The sequence below is a fragment of the Pseudomonas sp. D(2018) genome, from assembly GCF_005502555.1.
Taxonomy (GTDB): Bacteria; Pseudomonadota; Gammaproteobacteria; order Pseudomonadales; family Pseudomonadaceae; genus Metapseudomonas; species Metapseudomonas resinovorans.
Window position 1 is genome coordinate 1 of the sequence record NZ_SCOK01000017.1, and the last position, 18,579, is coordinate 18,579.

Annotated in this window: 19 protein-coding genes; 14 read left to right on the forward strand and 5 right to left on the reverse strand. The window is 64.5% G+C overall.

The window, feature by feature from the left end; all coding sequences use genetic code 11:
- Positions 1–473, reverse strand: a 473-nt coding sequence (locus FFS60_RS13020; protein WP_137822195.1) for a DUF2804 family protein, incomplete at its 3' end; no start/stop codon positions are given.
- 340 nt (positions 474–813) lie between these two features.
- On the opposite strand from FFS60_RS13020, the gene FFS60_RS13025 reads away from it, so the two are divergent.
- The 5 genes from FFS60_RS13025 (at position 814) to FFS60_RS13045 (ending at position 5,164) form a co-directional block, all read left to right on the forward strand.
- Positions 814–1,326 carry a DUF2059 domain-containing protein gene (locus FFS60_RS13025; RefSeq protein WP_028628174.1) on the forward strand — a complete coding sequence of 171 codons (513 nt, stop codon included), beginning with the start codon at positions 814–816 and terminating at the stop codon, positions 1,324–1,326.
- 13 nt (positions 1,327–1,339) lie between these two features.
- On the forward strand, positions 1,340–1,645 hold the full coding sequence (locus FFS60_RS13030) for a BolA family transcriptional regulator (protein ID WP_137822196.1): 306 nt from the start codon (positions 1,340–1,342) through the stop codon (positions 1,643–1,645).
- A gap of 168 nt (positions 1,646–1,813) precedes the next feature.
- Positions 1,814–2,749 (forward strand): rhodanese-related sulfurtransferase, encoded by a 936-nt coding sequence (locus FFS60_RS13035; protein WP_137822197.1) that lies wholly within the window; start codon positions 1,814–1,816, stop codon positions 2,747–2,749.
- A 38-nt stretch (positions 2,750–2,787) separates the two neighbouring features.
- A complete protein-coding gene (locus FFS60_RS13040) occupies positions 2,788–3,390 on the forward strand; it encodes a DsbA family protein (RefSeq protein ID WP_171016524.1) in 603 nt (200 codons plus the stop codon).
- The gene (locus FFS60_RS13045; RefSeq protein WP_137822198.1) at positions 3,383–5,164 is read left to right on the forward strand and encodes an ABC transporter ATP-binding protein; all 1,782 of its coding nucleotides are present in this window, start codon (positions 3,383–3,385) and stop codon (positions 5,162–5,164) included. The genes FFS60_RS13040 and FFS60_RS13045 overlap by 8 nt, the downstream gene beginning before the upstream one ends.
- A gap of 91 nt (positions 5,165–5,255) precedes the next feature.
- Here FFS60_RS13045 and FFS60_RS13050 read toward each other — a convergent pair whose 3' ends face one another.
- Both FFS60_RS13050 and FFS60_RS13055 read right to left on the reverse strand, forming a co-directional pair.
- Positions 5,256–6,152: a class I SAM-dependent methyltransferase gene (locus tag FFS60_RS13050; protein WP_137822199.1), complete on the reverse strand. Its 897-nt coding sequence runs from the start codon at positions 6,150–6,152 to the stop codon at positions 5,256–5,258.
- A 153-nt stretch (positions 6,153–6,305) separates the two neighbouring features.
- Entirely contained in the window at positions 6,306–7,403 is a 1,098-nt protein-coding gene (locus tag FFS60_RS13055) for a helix-turn-helix transcriptional regulator (protein ID WP_137822200.1), read from the reverse strand.
- 293 nt (positions 7,404–7,696) lie between these two features.
- On the opposite strand from FFS60_RS13055, the gene maiA reads away from it, so the two are divergent.
- Both maiA and FFS60_RS13065 read left to right on the forward strand, forming a co-directional pair.
- Positions 7,697–8,362 (forward strand): maleylacetoacetate isomerase, encoded by a 666-nt coding sequence (gene maiA / locus FFS60_RS13060; RefSeq protein WP_137822201.1) that lies wholly within the window; start codon positions 7,697–7,699, stop codon positions 8,360–8,362.
- A gap of 83 nt (positions 8,363–8,445) precedes the next feature.
- Positions 8,446–9,861 (forward strand): amino acid permease, encoded by a 1,416-nt coding sequence (locus FFS60_RS13065; protein WP_028628166.1) that lies wholly within the window; start codon positions 8,446–8,448, stop codon positions 9,859–9,861.
- Between the two features lie 122 nt (positions 9,862–9,983).
- On the opposite strand, the gene FFS60_RS13070 is transcribed toward FFS60_RS13065, so the two are convergent.
- The gene (locus tag FFS60_RS13070) at positions 9,984–11,021 is read right to left on the reverse strand and encodes a metal-dependent hydrolase (RefSeq protein WP_028628165.1); all 1,038 of its coding nucleotides are present in this window, start codon (positions 11,019–11,021) and stop codon (positions 9,984–9,986) included.
- Between the two features lie 192 nt (positions 11,022–11,213).
- Positions 11,214–11,555, reverse strand: coding sequence for a hypothetical protein (locus FFS60_RS13075; RefSeq protein WP_137822202.1), 342 nt, complete (start codon positions 11,553–11,555; stop codon positions 11,214–11,216).
- A gap of 508 nt (positions 11,556–12,063) precedes the next feature.
- Here FFS60_RS13075 and FFS60_RS13080 point away from each other — a divergent pair.
- From FFS60_RS13080 to FFS60_RS13110, 7 genes are read left to right on the forward strand one after another with little or no spacing between them, the layout of a single operon-like run.
- Positions 12,064–12,957 carry a VOC family protein gene (locus FFS60_RS13080; RefSeq protein WP_028628164.1) on the forward strand — a complete coding sequence of 298 codons (894 nt, stop codon included), beginning with the start codon at positions 12,064–12,066 and terminating at the stop codon, positions 12,955–12,957.
- A gap of 11 nt (positions 12,958–12,968) precedes the next feature.
- On the forward strand, positions 12,969–13,850 hold the full coding sequence (locus FFS60_RS13085) for a CoA transferase subunit A (RefSeq protein ID WP_028628163.1): 882 nt from the start codon (positions 12,969–12,971) through the stop codon (positions 13,848–13,850).
- Positions 13,851–13,860: 10 nt separating this feature from the next.
- The gene (locus FFS60_RS13090) at positions 13,861–14,673 is read left to right on the forward strand and encodes a CoA-transferase subunit beta (RefSeq protein WP_028628162.1); all 813 of its coding nucleotides are present in this window, start codon (positions 13,861–13,863) and stop codon (positions 14,671–14,673) included.
- Positions 14,674–14,688: 15 nt separating this feature from the next.
- Positions 14,689–15,555 carry an enoyl-CoA hydratase gene (locus tag FFS60_RS13095; RefSeq protein ID WP_137822203.1) on the forward strand — a complete coding sequence of 289 codons (867 nt, stop codon included), beginning with the start codon at positions 14,689–14,691 and terminating at the stop codon, positions 15,553–15,555.
- Complete coding sequence (locus tag FFS60_RS13100; protein WP_028628160.1) at positions 15,555–16,637, forward strand: nitronate monooxygenase family protein; 1,083 nt, start codon at positions 15,555–15,557, stop codon at positions 16,635–16,637. Before FFS60_RS13095 ends, FFS60_RS13100 begins: the two co-directional genes overlap by 1 nt.
- Before the next feature lie 11 nt (positions 16,638–16,648).
- The gene (locus FFS60_RS13105) at positions 16,649–17,407 is read left to right on the forward strand and encodes an enoyl-CoA hydratase family protein (RefSeq protein ID WP_028628159.1); all 759 of its coding nucleotides are present in this window, start codon (positions 16,649–16,651) and stop codon (positions 17,405–17,407) included.
- Between the two features lie 4 nt (positions 17,408–17,411).
- Positions 17,412–18,578 carry an acyl-CoA dehydrogenase family protein gene (locus FFS60_RS13110; protein ID WP_137822204.1) on the forward strand — a complete coding sequence of 389 codons (1,167 nt, stop codon included), beginning with the start codon at positions 17,412–17,414 and terminating at the stop codon, positions 18,576–18,578.
- Position 18,579 lies beyond the last annotated feature (1 nt).

The window sequence follows — 18,579 nt, forward strand, 5'->3', positions numbered from 1 at the left end:
AGGTTCACCGAGTCCAGGTGGGCGGGGCGCAGCACGTCCAGGGCGGCCTGCAGCGGCTGGCCGCCGAGGTCGGGTGCCTCTACCCGCATGCTCAGTCGGCCGGGATGCTCGTCCACGCGGATCAGCAGGCGAGGGTGGTCGAAGCAATGGCTTTGCAGCGCTGTATCCGGCAGTCGGCAGCCGAGGGCGAAGGGCCGCAGCTGGGTATGGGCGACGGCCTGGCCGCTGTCGAGATCGAGAAAGTAGGCTGCGCCGTAGCCCAGGTAGTCGAGGTCCGCCAGGGTCAGCGAGAGCATCCAGCGCGGGGTGGTGATGCACCAGTGGTTCCAGCGCTTGCGACGGCCGAAGTGGCCGGGTATCGCACAGTTCAACCGTGGCCGGTTGGACCAGCCGACAGCGGCGGGCGCGAGCATGCCGCGCGCATCGCAGAGCTCGGGGATTCCCGGCGGCAGGGTGGATATGTGGCTATTCATCGGGCACGTCCATGTGTGTGCGAAGCCTGGGCATTTCAGGCTCTGTACAAGATCAGCCTGCGCTCGGTGATTTTCGTACAGGCCTAGTGGAAACCGGTTGCGTCCTCATCGGAAATTACGTCAACGGGTACTGCAGGTTTCCAAGCCCCCAAAGGATGCCCAGTGGGCGGAAGCATGAGCAAGTGATGGCGTTTTGACAACAGCTTCGTGAAGTGCGGCATCGCACATTTTCGCCCCGAGGTTGTCGAATTTCCCGCCGCTTGAGCCCGATATCCGCTTGAGCGCAGAATGACCAGCCCCGGGGCAGCCCCCCTCATTCGTGCCCAGACAAGGATTCCCAATGACGAAGCTTCGCATTCTCTGCACCGCCGTACTGCTGGCGTGCGCCAGTGGCCAGGTTCTGGCCGATGCCGCCAGCCACGCCGCCGATGCCGAGCGCTTCCTCAAGCTCGCTCGCGCCGACAAGCTGACCGTTCCGGTCTACGCCCAGGTGCAGCAGATGTTCGAGCAGCGTTTCCAGCAGACCCAGGCGCCGGCCAGCAAGAAGGCCACCCTGGAGAGTTACCAGGCCAAGGCCAACACCGCCCTGGACAAGGCCGTCGGCTGGGACAAGCTGAAGCCTGAGCTGGTGAAGATCTACACCAGCAACTTCAGCGAGAGTGAGCTCAAGGAACTGATCGCCTTCTACGAGTCGCCCCTGGGCAAGAAAGTGCTGGAAAAGATGCCGTCCCTGACCCAGCAATCCGCCCAGCTGACCCAGAGCCGCCTGGAAACCGCCGTGCCCGAGGTCAACAAGCTGCTCAGCGACATGACCAACGAACTGGCCCCCCAGGACAAGAAAAAGCAGCAGTAAGCGGAGTTAACCGATGTCCATGCGCGACCGTATCCTGACCGCCCTGGAAGCGCTCGACCCCCAGTACCTCGACGTGCTGGACGAGAGCCACATGCATAGCCGCGGCCAGGAAACCCACTACAAGGCGGTGATCGTCAGCCCGGTGTTCGCCGGGCTGAACGCCGTCAAGCGCCACCAGAAGGTCTACGCCAGCCTGGGTGAACTGATGGGACAGGTCCATGCCCTGGCCCTGCATACCTACACTCCTGAGGAGTGGGCAGCACAGGGCGCAGCGCCGGATTCGCCGACCTGCCGGGGTGGCAGCAAGCTGGATCATTGAGCGCCTGGCCCGGGCGCCCCGACGTCCGTTGGGCGCCTGAGACCAATTCACGCAGCCAGTGGCTGGCGGCTTTTTGATAGACTTCGCACCGCGCCGGCCCAGCCGGCGCAGTCGTTTCTGTCACCCGGTCCGCCCTTTACGTGGGCGACCACTGGAGGAAGTCACCGCATGACCCAGATCGTTGTTGCGGCGCTGTACAAGTTCGTCACCCTGAAGGACTACGTTGCGCTGCGCGAACCCCTGCTCAAGACCATGCTGGACAACGGCGTCAAAGGCACCCTGCTGCTGGCCGAGGAAGGCATCAATGGCACCGTGTCGGGCACCCGTGAAGCCATCGACGCGCTGCTCGCCTGGCTCAGGATCGACCCGCGCCTGGTGGACCTGGACCACAAGGAGTCCTACTGCACGGATCAGCCCTTCTACCGCACCAAGGTCAAGCTGAAGAAGGAAATCGTCACCCTCGGTGTTCCCGGCGTGGACCCCAACCAGAAGGTTGGCACCTACGTCGACCCCCAGGACTGGAACGCCCTGATCAGTGACCCCGAAGTCCTGCTGATCGACACGCGCAACGACTACGAAGTGGCCATTGGTACCTTCGAAGGCGCGGTCGATCCGAAGACGAAATCCTTCCGCGATTTTCCCGACTACATCAAGGCCCACTACGACCCGGCGGTGCACAAGAAGGTGGCCATGTTCTGCACCGGTGGCATCCGTTGCGAAAAAGCCTCCAGCTACATGCTCAACCAGGGCTTCGAAGAGGTTTTCCACCTCAAGGGCGGCATCCTCAAGTACCTGGAGGAAGTGCCCCAGGGCGAAACCCTCTGGCGCGGTGACTGCTTCGTCTTCGACAACCGCGTCACCGTGCGCCACGATCTCTCGGAAGGGGATTTCGACCAGTGCCACGCCTGCCGTAATCCGATATCCGTGGAAGACCGTCAGTCGGAGCACTACTCGCCTGGCATCAGTTGCCCGCACTGCTGGGACAGCCTGAGCGAGAGGACCCGTGCCAGTGCCATCGAGCGGCAGAAGCAGATCGAACTGGCCAAGGCCCGCAACCTGCCTCACCCGATCGGTCGCGACCCGCGCCAAGCCCTGGAGGATTGAGCTTGTCCAACGCCCGCCTGCTCTATGTGATGGACCCCATGTGTTCCTGGTGCTGGGGTTTCGCCCCCGTGGTGGAGGCCCTCGCCGGGCAGGCTGCGGCAGCCGACGTGCCGCTGCAGCTGGTGGCTGGCGGCCTGCGTACCGGTCATGGTGCCGCGCTGGACGCGCACACCAAGCGCTACATCCTCGAACACTGGCAGGCGGTCAACCAGGCCACTGGACAACCGTTCCGCTTCGAGGGCGCACTGCCCGAGGGCTTCGTCTACGACACCGAGCCGGCCTGCCGGGCCCTGGTGGTCGCGCGCGGCTTGGCTCCTGAGCTGGCCTGGCCACTGGTCAAACTGATCCAGCAGGCCTTCTATGCCGAGGGTCGCGACGTGACCCAGGCGTCCACCCTGGTGGCGCTGGCCGAACAGGCCGGGATTCCGCGCATCGAGTTCGCGCAAGGCTTCGACGCCGCCTCCAGCCATGAGGCGACCGTCGCCGATTTCACCTGGGTACAGGACCTTGGCATCGCCGGTTTCCCCACCCTGCTGGCCGAACGCAACGGCCAACTGGCGCTGCTGACCAATGGCTACCAGCCGCTCGACGAGCTGGCGCCCTTGCTGGGCCGCTGGCTGGAGCGAGGTACCCATGGCTGATCGCCTGAGCTGGGCGGAAATCCGTCGTCTGGCCCTGCGCCACAAGAAAGCCCTCTGGTTGGCCAACTTCGTCGCCGTGCTGGCCACCCTCTGCAGCGTGCCCATTCCGCTGCTGCTGCCCCTGCTGGTGGACGAAGTCCTACTGAAGCAGGGCGATGCCGCGCTGCGCTTCATGGACAACTTCCTGCCCGAGCCCTGGGAGAATGCAGTCGGCTACATCGGCCTGATGCTGGTCGTGACCCTGCTGCTGCGAGGCATGGCCCTGGTCTTCAACGTGCTGCAGGCGCGCCTCTTCGCGCGGCTGGCCAAGGACATCGTCTACCGCGTCCGTACCCGCCTGATCGAACGCCTCAAACGCATCTCCCTCGGCGAATACGAGAGCCTCGGGGGAGGTACCGTCACCGCCCACCTGGTGACCGACCTGGACACCCTGGACAAGTTCGTCGGCGAAACCCTCAGCCGCTTCCTGGTCGCCGTGCTCACCCTCACCGGCACGGCCGCCATCCTGGTCTGGATGCACTGGCAACTGGCCCTGTTGATCCTGCTGTTCAACCCGCTGGTGATCTACGCCACCGTGCAGTTGGGCAAGCGCGTCAAACACCTGAAGAAGCTGGAGAACGACAGCACCGCGCGCTTCACCCAGGCACTGACGGAAACCCTGGAAGCCATCCAGGAAGTGCGTACCAGCAACCGCCAGGGCTTCTTCTTCGGCCGTCTTGGCCAGCGCGCCCAGGAAGTCCGCGACTACGCCGTCGCCTCCCAGTGGAAGAGCGATGCGGCAGGGCGCACCAGCGGTCTGCTGTTCCAGTTCGGCATCGACTTCTTCCGCGCCGCGGCGATGCTCACGGTGCTCTTCTCCGATCTCTCCATTGGCCAGATGCTGGCGGTGTTCAGCTACCTCTGGTTCATGATCGGCCCGGTCGAACAACTGTTGGGCCTGCAGTACTCCTACTATTCCGCCGGCGCCGCCGTCGCTCGTATCAACGAACTGCTGGCCCGCGCCGACGAGCCCCAGTACGCGCCCAGCGTCGATCCTTTCAAAGGACGCGAGACCGTGGGCATCGAGGTCAAAGGCCTGCGTTTCGCCTATTCCGACGAGCCGGTGCTGGACGGCCTCAACCTGTCCATCGCGCCCGGCGAGAAAGTCGCCATAGTCGGCGCCAGTGGCGGTGGTAAGAGCACCCTGGTGCAACTGCTGCTGGGTCTCTACCAGCCCCAGGCTGGGCAGATCCGTTTTGGTGGCTGCCGGCTGGAGGAGATCGGCCTGGCTGAGGTACGCGACAACGTCGCAGTGGTGCTGCAGCATCCGGCGCTGTTCAACGACAGCGTGCGCGCCAACCTGACCATGGGCCGCGAGCGCAGCGATGACGCCTGCTGGCGCGCCCTGGAAATTGCCCAACTGGCCGAAACCATTCGTAGCCTGCCGCAGGGACTGGACAGCGTGGTCGGTCGTTCCGGTGTGCGCCTGTCCGGCGGCCAGCGGCAACGCCTGGCCATCGCACGCATGGTGCTGGCAGAACCCAAGGTGGTGGTCCTCGACGAAGCCACTTCCGCCCTGGACGCCGCCACTGAATACGCCCTGCACCAGGCGCTCGGCACGTTCCTCAACGGTCGTACCACCCTGATCATCGCCCACCGCCTGTCAGCGGTTAAGCAGGCCGACCGGGTGCTGGTATTCGACGGCGGCCGTATCGCCGAAGACGGCGACCACCAACAGCTGATCGCTGAAGGTGGTCTTTACGCCAAGCTCTACGGGCATTTGCAGCAGGGTTGACGCTGTAGGAGCCAGCTTGCTGGCGAAAGGCAGGCCCCGTTCGCCAGCAAGCTGGCTCCTACGGTTGGGGACGGAAGTCGACCGAACTCATTCAGCCGTACTTCACCGCTTCGAGGAACACGATGCGCTGGCCGATATCGTGGAACACCCGCGCAGACGCGATCTGGTTGTAGTCGACGCCGTCCAGCAGGCTGAGCATCTGGGCGTCGTGGCGATAGCGTGGTCGCCAGTCCAGCAGCCCTTCGAGGAAGGCGATGCCCTTTACCTCGGGACGGAAGTTGGCCAACAGCAGCCGCCCCCCCGGGCTCACGGCCTGGAACAGGCGATGGACCAGGCGCTCGCAGCGACGGTCGTCCAGCAGTTCGGTAACCCCAGCCGAATACACCAGGTCGTAGCCCTGGAGCCGGCACTCGCCGGCCAGCAACTGCTCAAGGTTGCCCAGACGGGTACTCACGCCCAGCGCGCCGTAGCTCTTGCGCACGGTTTCCAGGCGCGCGTCATCGTCGTCGAGCACCAGCATTTCGCCGAAACGCCCGTGGCGCAGTTCGTGGGCCAGCTCTGCTTCGCGGAAGTGACCACCGGCGATGCAGAGCAGACGCGCACCCTTGCCGGCCTGCTGGCAGGTTTCGTCCAGGGCGCGGGCCAGCATGCGTCGTCGGCAACGCAGCGCACGCGCTGCCTGCGCGCTGGTGGCGAAGTCGAATAGCTGGCGGGTGCGTTCCTCGGGCAGGTCGCGCAGGGCGTCGGACTCCACCCCGTAGAGATAGTCCAGCAACAGGGCGTTGCCGCAGCGCAGGCCAGGGCTGGTGACCGGTCTGCAGGGGAACGGCACGATGTTGCTCGGCAGTGGTTCCGCTTTGCTGGGGGGCGCGGGTTTGTCGAATCTCAGCCGTTCACGTTCGGCCTTGATGTGCACCAGTTCTTCGTGGAGTTGCTGTTGTTCTTGAATGCTTCTGCTCAGTTCTTCCGGATCACTGATCTCTTCCACATGCCACCTCCTCTGGCCAGACGTGGATTCCTTGACCCGACACGCGGGATAAAGGCAGGCGCTCACTCCGAGTAGAACCTTAGTAGATGGCGATCTGCCTGCAATCATTCAGATAGATGAAATTGCGCTTTAAATTAGGCGGGATAACGCGAATCAGAGCCCCTGCAAGCGGGTAAAGAGATTTGCCAGCTCAGCCTGGCGCTCCGTTTCTGTCTTGCGGAAAAGGGCGCGCAACTGAGTGCGAATGGTGTTGATCGAGACATTCAGGCGTTCGGCGCACGTTTCCGGCGCCAGGCCTTGCGTGACGAGTTCAGCCAGGCGCAGTTCCGCCGGACTGAGTCGGAAGAGGTCGGCCAGCAACTGGCTGCGAGGTTGGTTCTCCAGCAGCGCCAGCAGCACTAGGGACCCGCTGTGCCGTGCGGCCAGCGCAGACGCATCGGGTACCGGAGTCACCAGCAACTGGGTCGGCGGTTCGCTGTCCAGCGGCAGCCAGCCGGCACGGCGCTTGCCGCTGTGGCCGGCGGCCTGGCGGATCAACGCCTGCAGGCGGCCATCCAGCGACTTGCCCTGCAGCCTGCCCTGGCGGCCCTGCAGGGCAAACTCCAACTGGCCCAGGCGCTGTTCCGCCTGGTGGTTGCAGAACAGCACCCGTCCTTCGGCATCGAGCAGCCAGACCGGTGCCGGATGGCGCTCCAATAGCAGCTCGCGATGGGCCACATCGAGCTCCAGCGTCTGCAGGCGGTTGGACATCCGCGCCGCCCGCAGCAAGTGAGGGCTCAGGCGCTTGAGCAGGTTGCGTTGTTCCTGTTCGGGGAGGCTGGCGCCCACCGCGGTCAGTAATGACAGGTAGATGCCGGTGTTCGCCTGTTCGTGCAGCTTGATGCAGGAAATGCTGTTCATGCCGAAGGGCAGATGAAACTCCTGATAGTACGGATCGCGGCGGATACGCTGCGCGCCGAGGTCTTCCCGATCGTGGTACCAACTGCCTATCGGGCGCGGAACCAGCACTTCCTTGGCCGGATCGTACTGGTGGTAATAGCTGTTGTAGGCCTCCACGCTCGCCGGGTCACAGAGATTGATGGAGGTGACCTGCGGCCGCTGTTCCCGCTGGTCGAGGAAGAGCAGGGCACCCATCTGGTGGCCGGTAACCGCCGCGAGCTGTTCGAGCATCGGCCGCCAGGCGTCCCTGTCGAGCACGCACTCGTAGCAAAGGTTGACCAGGCTGTCGTAGAGCTCGTCCATGTGCGGCATTGCGCGGCGTCCTTCAGCTAGTGGCGCATTGCTTTCATATGGCACAGGCCAGGAGCCCTTGCAAATGGCCGCCGGTCGGCCTGCAGGGCTGGCGGCTGGCAGCCTGGCTGAACGCCCTGTCACAAAAACCTTACGCAGGTGGAGCGCCTGACAGGCGCAGCCGTCACGGCGCCGCAGGTGTAAGGAAAACTTTCCGGATCGACCGTCCAGCGCCTCGCTCTGCCGGATTCCACGCCTTGCTCGCCAAGCGCTGCCAGAGTGAGATGACGCAAACAAAAAAACGGCCCGACGCCATGAATACCGAACTCACCCTCTACGGCTACTGGCGCTCCAGCGCTGCGTACCGCGTCCGCATCGCTCTCAACCTCAAGGGCCTGGCCTATCGCCAGGAGCCGGTTCACCTGGTCAAGAATGGCGGCCAACAGCACCAGAGCGCCTACCACGAGCTCAACCCCCAGGGCCTGTTGCCGCTGCTGGTGGACTCGGGCAATGCCGGTGGCGAAATCCGCATCGCCCAGTCCCTGGCCATCCTCGAATACCTCGAAGAAGTCTTTCCCGTACCGGCCCTGTTGCCAGCCGACCCTGCCCAGCGCGCCCTGGTGCGTTCGCTGGCCCTGCACATCGCCTGTGATGTGCATCCGCTGAACAACCTGCGGGTGCTGCAGTACCTCAAGGCCGAACTGGGCGTAGCCGATGAAGCCAAGGACGCCTGGTACCGCCACTGGGTAGCCCTCGGTTTCTGCGCTGTGGAAAAGGGCCTGCAAGCCTTTGGCGGCAAGCTCTCCCTGGGTAGCCGTCCGGGTTATCTGGAAGCCTGCCTGGTTCCCCAGATCTACAACGCGCGCCGCTTCGACTGTGACCTGTCGGCCTATCCGCGCATCCTCGATATCGCTGCGCGCTGCGAAGTCCTCGAGGCATTCAGGAATGCTGCTCCGGAGGTACAGCCAGACGCGCAATAGAGGTTTATCCGCCTTGCAAACTTCCGCCGGACCACAAGCCCGGCGGGTGAAATCCCGTCACGACAACAACAAAAGGTGACGCAATGAGTGACATGCAACACTCAGGCGAGCTTCAACGCGGCCTGAAGAATCGCCACATCCAGTTGATCGCCCTCGGCGGCGCCATCGGCACCGGCCTCTTCCTCGGTTCGGCCGGGGTCCTCAAGTCCGCCGGCCCCTCGATGATCCTCGGCTATGCCATCTGCGGTTTCATCGCCTTCCTGATCATGCGCCAGCTCGGCGAAATGATCGTCGAAGAACCGGTCGCCGGGTCCTTCAGCCACTTCGCGCACAAGTATTGGGGCGGCTTCGCCGGCTTCCTTTCCGGCTGGAACTGCTGGGTGCTCTACACGCTGGTGGGCATGAGCGAGCTCACCGCGGTGGGCAAGTACATCCATTTCTGGTGGCCGGAAGTCCCCACCTGGGCCACGGCTGCGGTGTTCTTCCTGGTGGTGAACGCCATCAACCTGGCCAACGTGAAACTCTTCGGCGAGGCTGAATTCTGGTTCGCCATGATCAAGGTCGTCGCCATCGTCGGCATGATCATCCTCGGCTGCTGGCTGCTGTTCAGCGGCTCCGGTGGTGAGCAGGCGGCAGTGAGCAACCTCTGGGAACATGGCGGCTTCTTCCCCAATGGCATCAGCGGGCTGGTGATGGCCATGGCCTTCATCATGTTTTCCTTCGGTGGCCTGGAGATGCTCGGCTTCACCGCCGCCGAGGCCGACAAACCCAAGCAGGTGATCCCGAAGGCGATCAACCAGGTCATCTACCGCATCCTGATCTTCTATGTAGGCGCCCTGGTCGTGCTGCTGTCCCTGAGCCCCTGGGATGCGCTGCTGGCGTCCATCAACAGCGCTGGCGACCCGTACAGCGGCAGCCCCTTCGTGAAGATCTTCGCGCTGATCGGCAGCGACACCGCCGCTCACCTGCTGAACTTCGTGGTGCTCACCGCCGCACTGTCGGTCTACAACAGCGGCACCTACTGCAACGGCCGCATGTTGCTGGGCCTGGCCGAGCAGGGCGATGCCCCGCGTTCCCTGGCCAAGGTGGACAAGCGCGGCGTACCGGTGCGCTCGTTGCTGGTGTCGGCCCTGGTGACCTTCCTGGCCGTCATCGTCAACTACGTGGTTCCGCACAATGCGCTGGAGCTGCTGATGTCCCTGGTGGTGGCCGCCCTGGTGATCAACTGGGCGATGATCAGCTACTCCCACCTCAAGTTCCGCCAGCGCATGGACAAGGACGGCGTCCGCACCGGCTTCCGCGCCCTGTGGTACCCCATGGGCAACTACCTGTGCCTGGCCTTCGTGCTGTTCATCCTCGTCATCATGCTGATGATCCCGGGCATCCAGGTGTCGGTGTACGCCATCCCGGTCTGGCTGCTGGTGATGTGGGGCTGCTACCGCCTGAAGCAGAGCGGCAAGGTCCAGGCTGACAAGGTCGCCGGTTACGAGGCGGGTTGATTATTCCGCTGCAATACAAGAACCCCGGCCACGCGCCGGGGTTCGTCTTTCTGCAGTTGCGCAGTTGGGATGAGTCGCTGCCAATCGACCTGTTTGCGTGATGCGTCGAGAGCCGCTCTCTTCTAGCGCTGCAGCAGGCTGGCCCAGGTGGATAACGGTACCGCCTGATCCTGATGCCAGACGCGCTGCCAGAGCACCTGCAGACGTTCCAGGTCGCCCCGGTCGGTGGGCCAGCGGCGCGCCTCGGCGACCGGTTGCCAGCGGCCGTCACGCTGTTCGGCGAGGATGAAGCGGAACGGATGGAAGCCCGTCATGCCCAGGCGCAGGTCGGTGACGACCAGCACCTGGTCGATCTGGTCGTAGCGCAGGATGCCGTGGGTGAACCAGGCCAGGCGCAGGTGCTGGGGCGAATCGCGCAGGCGTCGCGCCAGCTCGGTGCCGCGGGGGATGCGTTCGAGCCGGGGCGGATTGCGGTCGAACCAGCTCACCAGGGCTTCGTGGTAGTCCTCGCCGTCGAGCACGATCACCCGCCAGAGCAGCGTGTTGAAGGGCGTCGGCGTGCTGAAGATCGCCTGTGGGCGAATGCCCTCGCGCTCCAGCACCTCGGCCACCCGTTGCTCGGCCATGAACTTGCCGCCGAGGCTGGAGAGCAGGTAAAGGCTGGACAGCGCCAGGGCCGCTACGGGCAGGCGCGGTGCACGGTTGCGCAGGCCGAACAGCAGTCCGCCGAACACGGCCGCCAGCAGGGGCAGTGTGTAGAGCGGATCGATGATGAAGATGCTGGACCAGGCAATAGGTGGCGTCATCAGTGGCCAGAACAACTGGGTACCGTAGCCGGTGAAGCTGTCCAGCACGGGATGCGTGGCCAGCACCAGCCAGAGGGTGAGGAACAGGCGTTGCGTCGAATAATCTGGATTCGGCCGCCATCGTCGAACCAGCAAGGTCAGCAATACCGCCAGGGCGCTGAGCACGAAGATCGAATGACTGAAGCCGCGGTGGTAGGTCATCGCCTCCACGGCGTCGGTGTAGCGGATTACCACGTCCAGGTCCGGCAGAGTGCCGAGCAGCGCGCCGTAGAGCAGTGCCTTGCGTCCCTGCCAGCGGCCGAGCAGTGCGCCCTGGAGGGTGGCGCCGAGCACCGCCTGGGTGAGTGAGTCCATCGCCGTCCCCTGTGAATGATCCGCCGGCTAAATTACTGCGCCGGCCGATGTCCTTGCAGCGGGAAATTCCCACCAGATTTTTCCATCAATGGGGAAGTGTTGGCTATGGAAGCGAAGTCGTTGGCGATTGGCGTTGCAGTTCCCCTCCTGGCGTGGGGCGGGACGCGCCAGGAGAGGGGGCACTACTGCAGATCAGTACTCGTATTCCGCACTTTGCTGGTGGCGGCTTGATTGATAGCGGGTTGCGGGTTTCGTGGCCGATTCTGCCGTTTCCCTGGCGCTCCCTGAGCCGGCCGCCGTTGGTTTGTCCTCGACCAACTGGGCGAAACGCTCGCTTTCGTCAGCGGCCGTCTGCCTGCGTTGCGCCTGCATCTCCCGGTATTGCAGGAGGCGATCACCGCCGCCTTCCGCCAGCATCAGCAGCGGTTGCTGGCCTGCTGGTTGAAGGGGCGCACTGGATGCCTGTAACGAAGTGAACGCGACAACGGAAAACAGCAGGCTGGACAAGGCAGTGGTGGTAATAGCGGATTTCATTGTTCATTCCTCGTAAACCCCCGGATATTCCCCCGAAGCCGGATATTAAGAATATTGAGAAAGAGCGCCAGTGCTATTTTCAGTTGCCTGACCAGTGGTGAGATTAAAGATAATCGGTAGTTTCATAACTAGCTGATTGGCATGGATTATTCCTGTTGAAATGGTCATTTTTAATCTATGTAAAGGACTGTATTTTGATTTGTAAAAACATGTAGGTCGGGTGTTTCTATCTTGTTTCAGTGAAACATTCCAGAAACATACTTTATTGAAGTTTTGTGCAGTCTGGCCCGACTTTTGAATTGCTTTTTCGAAGCGGATTCAGGGCCATGGCGAAGTTCCCCGCCGGACTCCCTTGAACGGCCTTCCCGCAAGCGCCGAAGCCCCCGTCCCACGTGCCTTTCGCGCTAGTCCCAACGGACGATGCCCACCTCTGGGCCTGCCGATTAAATCCGTCCTCATAGAGCCCGCGCCCTGCATGCGCGGCGATAACGACAATGAGGAGAACCGCATGGATATCCGTGGCCTGGGTTACGTCACCGTAGCCTCGACAGACCTGAAGCGCTGGCGCGATTACGCCACCGGCGTGCTCGGCATGATGGTGGATGCCGGATCGGACGAGCGGCTCTACCTGAAGATGGACGAGCGCCCCTACCGCATCCTGGTGGAGCGTGCCGACCGTGACGGCTATGGCGCCTGTGGTTGGGAAGTGGCCGGCAAGGCCGCCTTCGAGCAGGCGATCGTTGAGCTGCAACAGGCTGACGTCGAAGTCCAGCGCGGCAGCGCCGCCGACGCCATCAGTCGCAAGGTTCAGGAGCTGGCACGCTTCGCCGATCCGGACGGCAACCGTCACGAACTGTTCTGGGGGCCGTTGCAAGACTTCGCCCCCTTCGTTTCCCCGGTTGGCGTCTCCGGTTTCGTCACCAGCGACCTGGGCATGGGCCATGCGGTGCTGCCGGCCCCGGCCTTCGACCGCTGCCTGGACTTCTACGAGCGGGTGATGGGCTTTGGGCTGTCCGACCTGATGAAGGTGCGCTTCACCCCTGACCCGGCCGAGCCGGAAAAGCGCATCCACTTCCTCCACTGCAACAACGGCCGCCACCACTCCCTGGCGTTGTTCGAGTGCCCGATTCCCTCCGGCTGCGTGCACCTGATGGTGGAAGTGGGCGAACTGGACGATGTCGGCCGTGCGCTGGACCGCATGCATGCCAGCGGCGTGAAGCTGTCCGCCACCCTTGGCCGCCATACCAATGACGACATGACCAGCTTCTACATGCAGACCCCCGGCGGCTTCGACCTGGAGTACGGCTGCGGCGGCAAGGTCATGGACTGGGACCGCCACACCCCCTTCGAGAGCACCGTGGTCAGCCACTGGGGCCATGACTTCAGCGTCGGTCGTCAATAAGGAGCCGCCCCATGGACAAACGCATGACCGCCACCGACATCGTCGGCCAGCTGCGCGATGGCATGACCATCGGTATCGGCGGCTGGGGCCCGCGGCGCAAGCCCATGGCCCTGGTACGCGAGATACTGCGCTCTGACCTCAAAGACCTCACGGTGGTCGCCTACGGCGGCGCCGATGTCGGCATGCTCTGCGCCGCCGGCAAGGTCCGCAAGCTGGTCTACGCCTTCGTCTCGCTCGATTTCATCCCCCTGGAACCTTACTTCCGCAAGGCTCGCCAGGAAGGCGCCGTGGACGTGATGGAAATCGACGAAGGCATGCTCCTGCTCGGCCTCAAGGCCGCCGCCATGAACGTGCCTTTCATCCCGACGGCCGTGGGCCTGGGCACCGATGTGCTGCGCCTGAACCCGGAGCTGAAACTCGTCAGCTCGCCGTACGACGACAGCCGTGACTGGGTCGCCATGCCGGCGCTGAAGCTGGATGCCGCCCTGATCCACGTCGACCGCGCCGACGCGCGTGGGGTCTGCCAGATCGCCGGTCCCGACCACTACATGGACGACCTCTTCGTGCGCGCCGCCGAGAAGGCCTACGTGAGCTGCGACGAACTCGTGGACAGCGGCTGGTTCCACGAAGACCCGATGCGCGCCCGCCAGGTGTTCTGGGAACGCAACCGCACCAGCGCCGTGGTGCATCTGCCGGGCGGGGCCCATCCGTCCTCCTGCGCACCGCTCTACGGCTTCGATATTGCCCATTTCAAGGCCTACAACGCCTCGGCCGCCGAATCGGACGGCTGGCAGGCCTACATGGAGCGCTACGTCAACTGCGGGGAAGCGGAGTACCTCGCCCGTGTCGGTGGCCTGAATGCCATTCGCCAACTGCCGCTCCCGGTTTTCTGAGGACGCTGAGATGACTGCCACCAAACAACCCTACAGCCTCGCCGAACTGATGATCTGCGCTGCCGCCGAGGCCTTTACCCATGACGGCGAAGTGCTCGCCACGGGCATCGGCGTCCTGCAGCGCCTGGCTGCGTCGCTCGCCATGCTCAACAGCAACGCCGACCTGATGATGACCGACTCCGAAGCCTTCATGGTCGCCGAGCCGGTACCGGTTGGGCCGCGCGGCGGCTACCAGCCGAAGTTCGACAGTTGGATGGGCTTCTCGCGCATCTTCGACAACGTCTGGAGCGGCAAGCGCCACGCCCTGGTGGGGCCGGTACAGATCGACCGCTTCGGCCAGGCCAACATTTCCTGCATCGGCGACCACGCCAGACCCAAGTCGCAGATGCTCGGGGTGCGTGGCTTCCCCGGCAACTCCATCAGCCACGCCAACTCCTTCATGGTGTCCAGCCACAACAAGCGGGTGTTCGTCGACGGCGAGGTGGATGTGGTGGCCTCGGTTGGCTACAACCCCGAACGCCTGGCCCGTGGCTGGTCCCTGGACGAGATCGACATCCGCCTGATCGTCACCGACCTCTGCGTGCTCGACTTCCAGGGCCCCGGCCGGCAGATGCGTATCCGCTCCCTGCACCCTGGGGTCACGGCGGAGGACGTGCAGGCCGCCACCAGCTTCCCGCTGCATGTGCCGGACGAGATTCCGACCACCGCCGCCCCAACCCTCGAACAACTGATCCTCATCCAGCAACTGGACCCGCACAACCTGCGCGCCAGCCAGCTCAAGGACAACCCGCCGGGCGTGCGCGCCCGGGCCACGACCCACTGAGGCGGAGCCGCGCAGATGAACCAAGAACAGGCCGAAGCAGAGGTGGTGCAGTACGAGGTGCAGGGTCCGCTGGCCCTGGTCACCATGCATCGCCCCGAGTACCACAACGCGCAGAACTCGCGCATGACCTACGCCCTGGACGCGGCCTTCCGCCGCGCCTGCGACGACGACAGCGTCAAGGTCATCGTGCTGCGCGGCGCCGGCAAGCATTTCTCAGCCGGGCACGACATCGGCACGCCGGGCCGCGACGTGCACGAGAGCTTCGACCGCGCCAGCCTCTGGTACGACCACGTGGGCAAACCGGGTGGCGAGTTCCTCTATGCCCGTGAACAGGAGGTCTACCTCGGCATGTGCCGGCGCTGGCGCGACATGCCCAAGCCGACGATTGCCATGGTCCAGGGCGCCTGCATCGCCGGCGGCCTGATGCTGGCCTGGGTCTGCGACCTGATCATCGCCTCGGACGATGCCTTCTTCTCCGATCCCGTGGTGCGCATGGGCATCCCCGGCGTCGAGTACTTCGCTCACGTACATGAGCTGAACCCGCGTATCGCCAAGGAGTTCCTCTTCCTCGGCGAGCGCATGGGCGCGGAGCGCGCCTATCAGATGGGCATGGTCAACAAGGTGGTGCCGCGCGACGTGCTGGAAGACGTGACCCTGGACGTGGCCCGGCGCATCGCGCAGATGCCGCGCCTGGGCTTGCAGCTGACCAAGCAGGCGGTGAACAACGCCGAGGACCTGATGGGCAAGCGCGCCACCATGGACATGGTGTTCGGCCTGCATCACTTCGCCCACGTACACAACGAACTGGTCAGTGGCGACAAGCTGGGCGGTTATGACGCCCGCGCCATGGCCCAGTCCCAGCGCAACCCGTCGGAGGCGTGATGGCGATATCCCTGGACACCCGCCTGACGCGCCTGCTCGGTTGCCGCTACCCGATCATCCAGACCGCCATGGGCTGGGTGGCTGATCCGAAACTGGTGGCCGCCACCGGCAATGCCGGCGGCTTCGGCTTCCTCGCGGGTGCCACCATCGAGCCCCACCAGATGGAAGCCGCCATCCTCGAAACCAAGCGGCTGACCGACCAGCCCTTCGGCGTCAATTTCCACATGTACCAGGCCAATGCCGGCGAGATCGTCGAACTGGTGCTGCGCCACCAGGTGCGTGCGGTGAGCTACAGCCGCTCGCCGGGCAAGGCGATGATCACCCGGCTGAAGGACGCCGGCGTTGTCTGCATGCCCACCGTGGGCGCGCTGAAACACGCGGTGAAAGCCGTGGAGATGGGCGCCGACGCGGTGACCGTGCAGGGCGGGGAGGGCGGCGGCCATACCGGCTCGGTGCCCACCTCGATCCTGCTGGGCCAGGTGGTGGACGCCGTCGACGTTCCTGTGGTCGCTGCCGGCGGCTTCAAGGACGGTCGCGGCCTGGTCTCGGCCCTGGCGCTCGGAGCCGAAGGCATCGCCATGGGCACGCGCTTTTTGATGAGTGCCGAAAGTCCTGTGCCTCCGGCCACCCTGGATCGCTACCTGAAAGTCCGCGACCCAGCCGCCATCATCATCAGCCGCGCCATCGATGGCATGCCGCAACGGATGATCCGCAACGAATTGCTCGACAGCCTGGAACGCTCCGGCGGTCTGAAGCGCCTGTTGCTGGCCCTGCGCAGTGCACTGGCCTACCGCCGTCACAGTGGCGCGAGTGTCGCCCAGTTGCTGGGCAGCGCGTTGAAGCTCGGCGGCAGCGATGGCCTCACCGCCGCCCAGACCCTGATGGCCGCCAACGCGCCGATGGTGATCCAGAAAGCCATGGTCGACGGCCAACCGGCAGCGGGTGTGCTTCCCGCCGGACAGATCGCCGCCAGCATCGACAGCCTGCCGGGCTGCGCCGAACTCATCGAATCCATCGTGCAGCAGGCCGAGCAGCGGCTCGCCGAGCTGTGCCGCCGCGTGACCGACAAATCGAACAACTAAGGGGTAGCCGGATGAGCAGTCCATTTCACGTGAGCATCGATAACGGCATTGCCGAGATGGTCTTCGACCACCCGCCGGTGAACGCCTTCGACAGTAAAGGCTGGGCGGCCATCGCCGCCGAGCTCGAGCATCTGGGCGAGTCGCCCGAGGTTCGGGTCATCGTCATCCGCGCCGAGGGCCGAGGTTTCTGCGCAGGCGTGGACATCAAGGAACTGGCCGCCGACGGCAACCTGATCGTCGCCGTCAACAAGGGCAACTACGACAGCTTCAAGGCCGTCCACCGCAATCCCAAGCCGGTCATCATTGCCGTGCACGGTTTCGTCCTCGGCGGCGGCATCGGCCTTTGCGGGGCGGCGGACATCCTGGTCGCCTCCGACTGCGCGCGCTTCGGCGTCCCCGAGGTAGACCGTGGCGCCATGGGCGGCGGCGCGCACTTGCAGCGCCTGTTCCCGGTGCAGAAGGTGCGCCACATGTACTTCACCGGCGACATGATCGACGCCGCCGAGGCCTATCGCCTGGGTGCGGTTGAGCGCGTAGTGCCGCGTGCCGATTTGCGCGAGGCGGCCCTGGAGGTCGCGCGCAAGATCGCCGCCAAGAGCCCGGCCATGATCGCCCTGGCCAAGGAGGCGCTGACCGGCATCGAGGACGGCAACCTCGAAGACAAATACCGCTGGGAGCAGGGATTCACCCTGCAGGCCTACCGCTCGCTGGATTCCCAGGAAGCCCGCGATGCCTTCGTCGACAAGCGCACCGCCACCTTCAAGGGATGAGCCCATGGACCTGACCTACACACCTGAACAGCAGGCCTTCCGTGAGGAGGTCCGCGCCTGGCTGGCGGCCAACGTGCCAGCCGAGCCCCTGCAATCCTTCGACTGCGAGCAAGGCTTCCGCCAGCACCGTGCCTGGGAAGCGAAACTCAACGAAGGTCGCTGGGGCATGGTGACCTGGCCGAAGGAACTCGGCGGACGCGGCTGCGACCTGATCGAGTGGCTGATCTTCGAAGAGGAGTACTACCGCGCCGGCGCGCCGGCACGGGTGAACCAGAACGGTATCTTCCTGCTCGGCCCGACCCTCATGGAGTTCGGCACCGCCGCGCAGCAGGAGCGCTTCCTGCCGAAGATGGCCACGGGCGAAGAAATCTGGGCCCAGGGCTGGTCCGAGCCGAATGCCGGTTCCGACATGGCGGCCATCCGTTGCCGTGCCGAGCGCAAGGGTGATGTCTATGTGATCAATGGCCAGAAAACCTGGTCTACCCGCGCCGTCTGGGCTGACTGGCTGTTCGGCCTGTTCCGCAGCGACCCGCAATCCAGCCGCCACCACGGCCTGACCTTCATCCTGCTGCCGCTGAACAGCCCCGGCATTACCGTGCGACCTATCCAGCAGCTCAACGGCTTGCCGGGCTTCGCCGAGATTTTCTTCGACGACGTGGAAGTGCCTGTGGATAACGTGCTGGGCGGGGAGGGCATGGGCTGGCATGTGGCGATGTCCACCGCCGGCTTCGAGCGCGGCCTGATGCTTCGCTCGCCAGCGCGCTTCCAGGAAACCGCGCGGCGCCTGGTGCAGCTCTATCTGGCCAACCGTGAGCAGGCCGACCTGGACCCGGCGATCGGCGAAGCGGTGATGCGCGCCTGGATGGACGCCGAGGCCTACACCCTGAACACCTACATGACGGCGTCGCGGCTGGTGAAGGGCGGCAAGATCGGCCCGGAATCCTCCACCAACAAGATCTTCTGGTCCGAGCTGGACCAGCGCATGCACGAGACGGCGTTGTCGATCCTCGGCCTGCGCGGCGAACTGCTGCCCCACGCGCCGGTTGCCGGCGACGTCGGCCACTGGCTGGACGGCTTCCTGTTCGCCCAGGCCGGGCCCATCTACGCCGGCACCAACGAGATTCAACGCAACATCATCGCCGAGCGCATGCTCGGCATGCCGCGAGCCTGAG

Excerpts from the sequence above, each read along its gene's own strand:
- FFS60_RS13025 (WP_028628174.1), top strand. The coding sequence starts at position 814 with ATGACGAAGCTTCGCATTCTCTGCACCGCCGTACTGCTGGCGTGCGCC.
- FFS60_RS13030 (WP_137822196.1), top strand. The coding sequence starts at position 1,340 with ATGTCCATGCGCGACCGTATCCTGACCGCCCTGGAAGCGCTCGACCCC.
- FFS60_RS13035 (WP_137822197.1), top strand. The coding sequence starts at position 1,814 with ATGACCCAGATCGTTGTTGCGGCGCTGTACAAGTTCGTCACCCTGAAG.
- FFS60_RS13040 (WP_171016524.1), top strand. The coding sequence starts at position 2,788 with ATGTGTTCCTGGTGCTGGGGTTTCGCCCCCGTGGTGGAGGCCCTCGCC.
- FFS60_RS13045 (WP_137822198.1), top strand. The coding sequence starts at position 3,383 with ATGGCTGATCGCCTGAGCTGGGCGGAAATCCGTCGTCTGGCCCTGCGC.
- FFS60_RS13055 (WP_137822200.1), bottom strand. The coding sequence starts at position 7,403 with ATGCCGCACATGGACGAGCTCTACGACAGCCTGGTCAACCTTTGCTAC.
- maiA (WP_137822201.1), top strand. The coding sequence starts at position 7,697 with ATGAATACCGAACTCACCCTCTACGGCTACTGGCGCTCCAGCGCTGCG.
- FFS60_RS13065 (WP_028628166.1), top strand. The coding sequence starts at position 8,446 with ATGAGTGACATGCAACACTCAGGCGAGCTTCAACGCGGCCTGAAGAAT.
- FFS60_RS13070 (WP_028628165.1), bottom strand. The coding sequence starts at position 11,021 with ATGGACTCACTCACCCAGGCGGTGCTCGGCGCCACCCTCCAGGGCGCA.
- FFS60_RS13075 (WP_137822202.1), bottom strand. The coding sequence starts at position 11,555 with ATGAAATCCGCTATTACCACCACTGCCTTGTCCAGCCTGCTGTTTTCC.
- FFS60_RS13080 (WP_028628164.1), top strand. The coding sequence starts at position 12,064 with ATGGATATCCGTGGCCTGGGTTACGTCACCGTAGCCTCGACAGACCTG.
- FFS60_RS13085 (WP_028628163.1), top strand. The coding sequence starts at position 12,969 with ATGGACAAACGCATGACCGCCACCGACATCGTCGGCCAGCTGCGCGAT.
- FFS60_RS13090 (WP_028628162.1), top strand. The coding sequence starts at position 13,861 with ATGACTGCCACCAAACAACCCTACAGCCTCGCCGAACTGATGATCTGC.
- FFS60_RS13095 (WP_137822203.1), top strand. The coding sequence starts at position 14,689 with ATGAACCAAGAACAGGCCGAAGCAGAGGTGGTGCAGTACGAGGTGCAG.
- FFS60_RS13100 (WP_028628160.1), top strand. The coding sequence starts at position 15,555 with ATGGCGATATCCCTGGACACCCGCCTGACGCGCCTGCTCGGTTGCCGC.
- FFS60_RS13105 (WP_028628159.1), top strand. The coding sequence starts at position 16,649 with ATGAGCAGTCCATTTCACGTGAGCATCGATAACGGCATTGCCGAGATG.
- FFS60_RS13110 (WP_137822204.1), top strand. The coding sequence starts at position 17,412 with ATGGACCTGACCTACACACCTGAACAGCAGGCCTTCCGTGAGGAGGTC.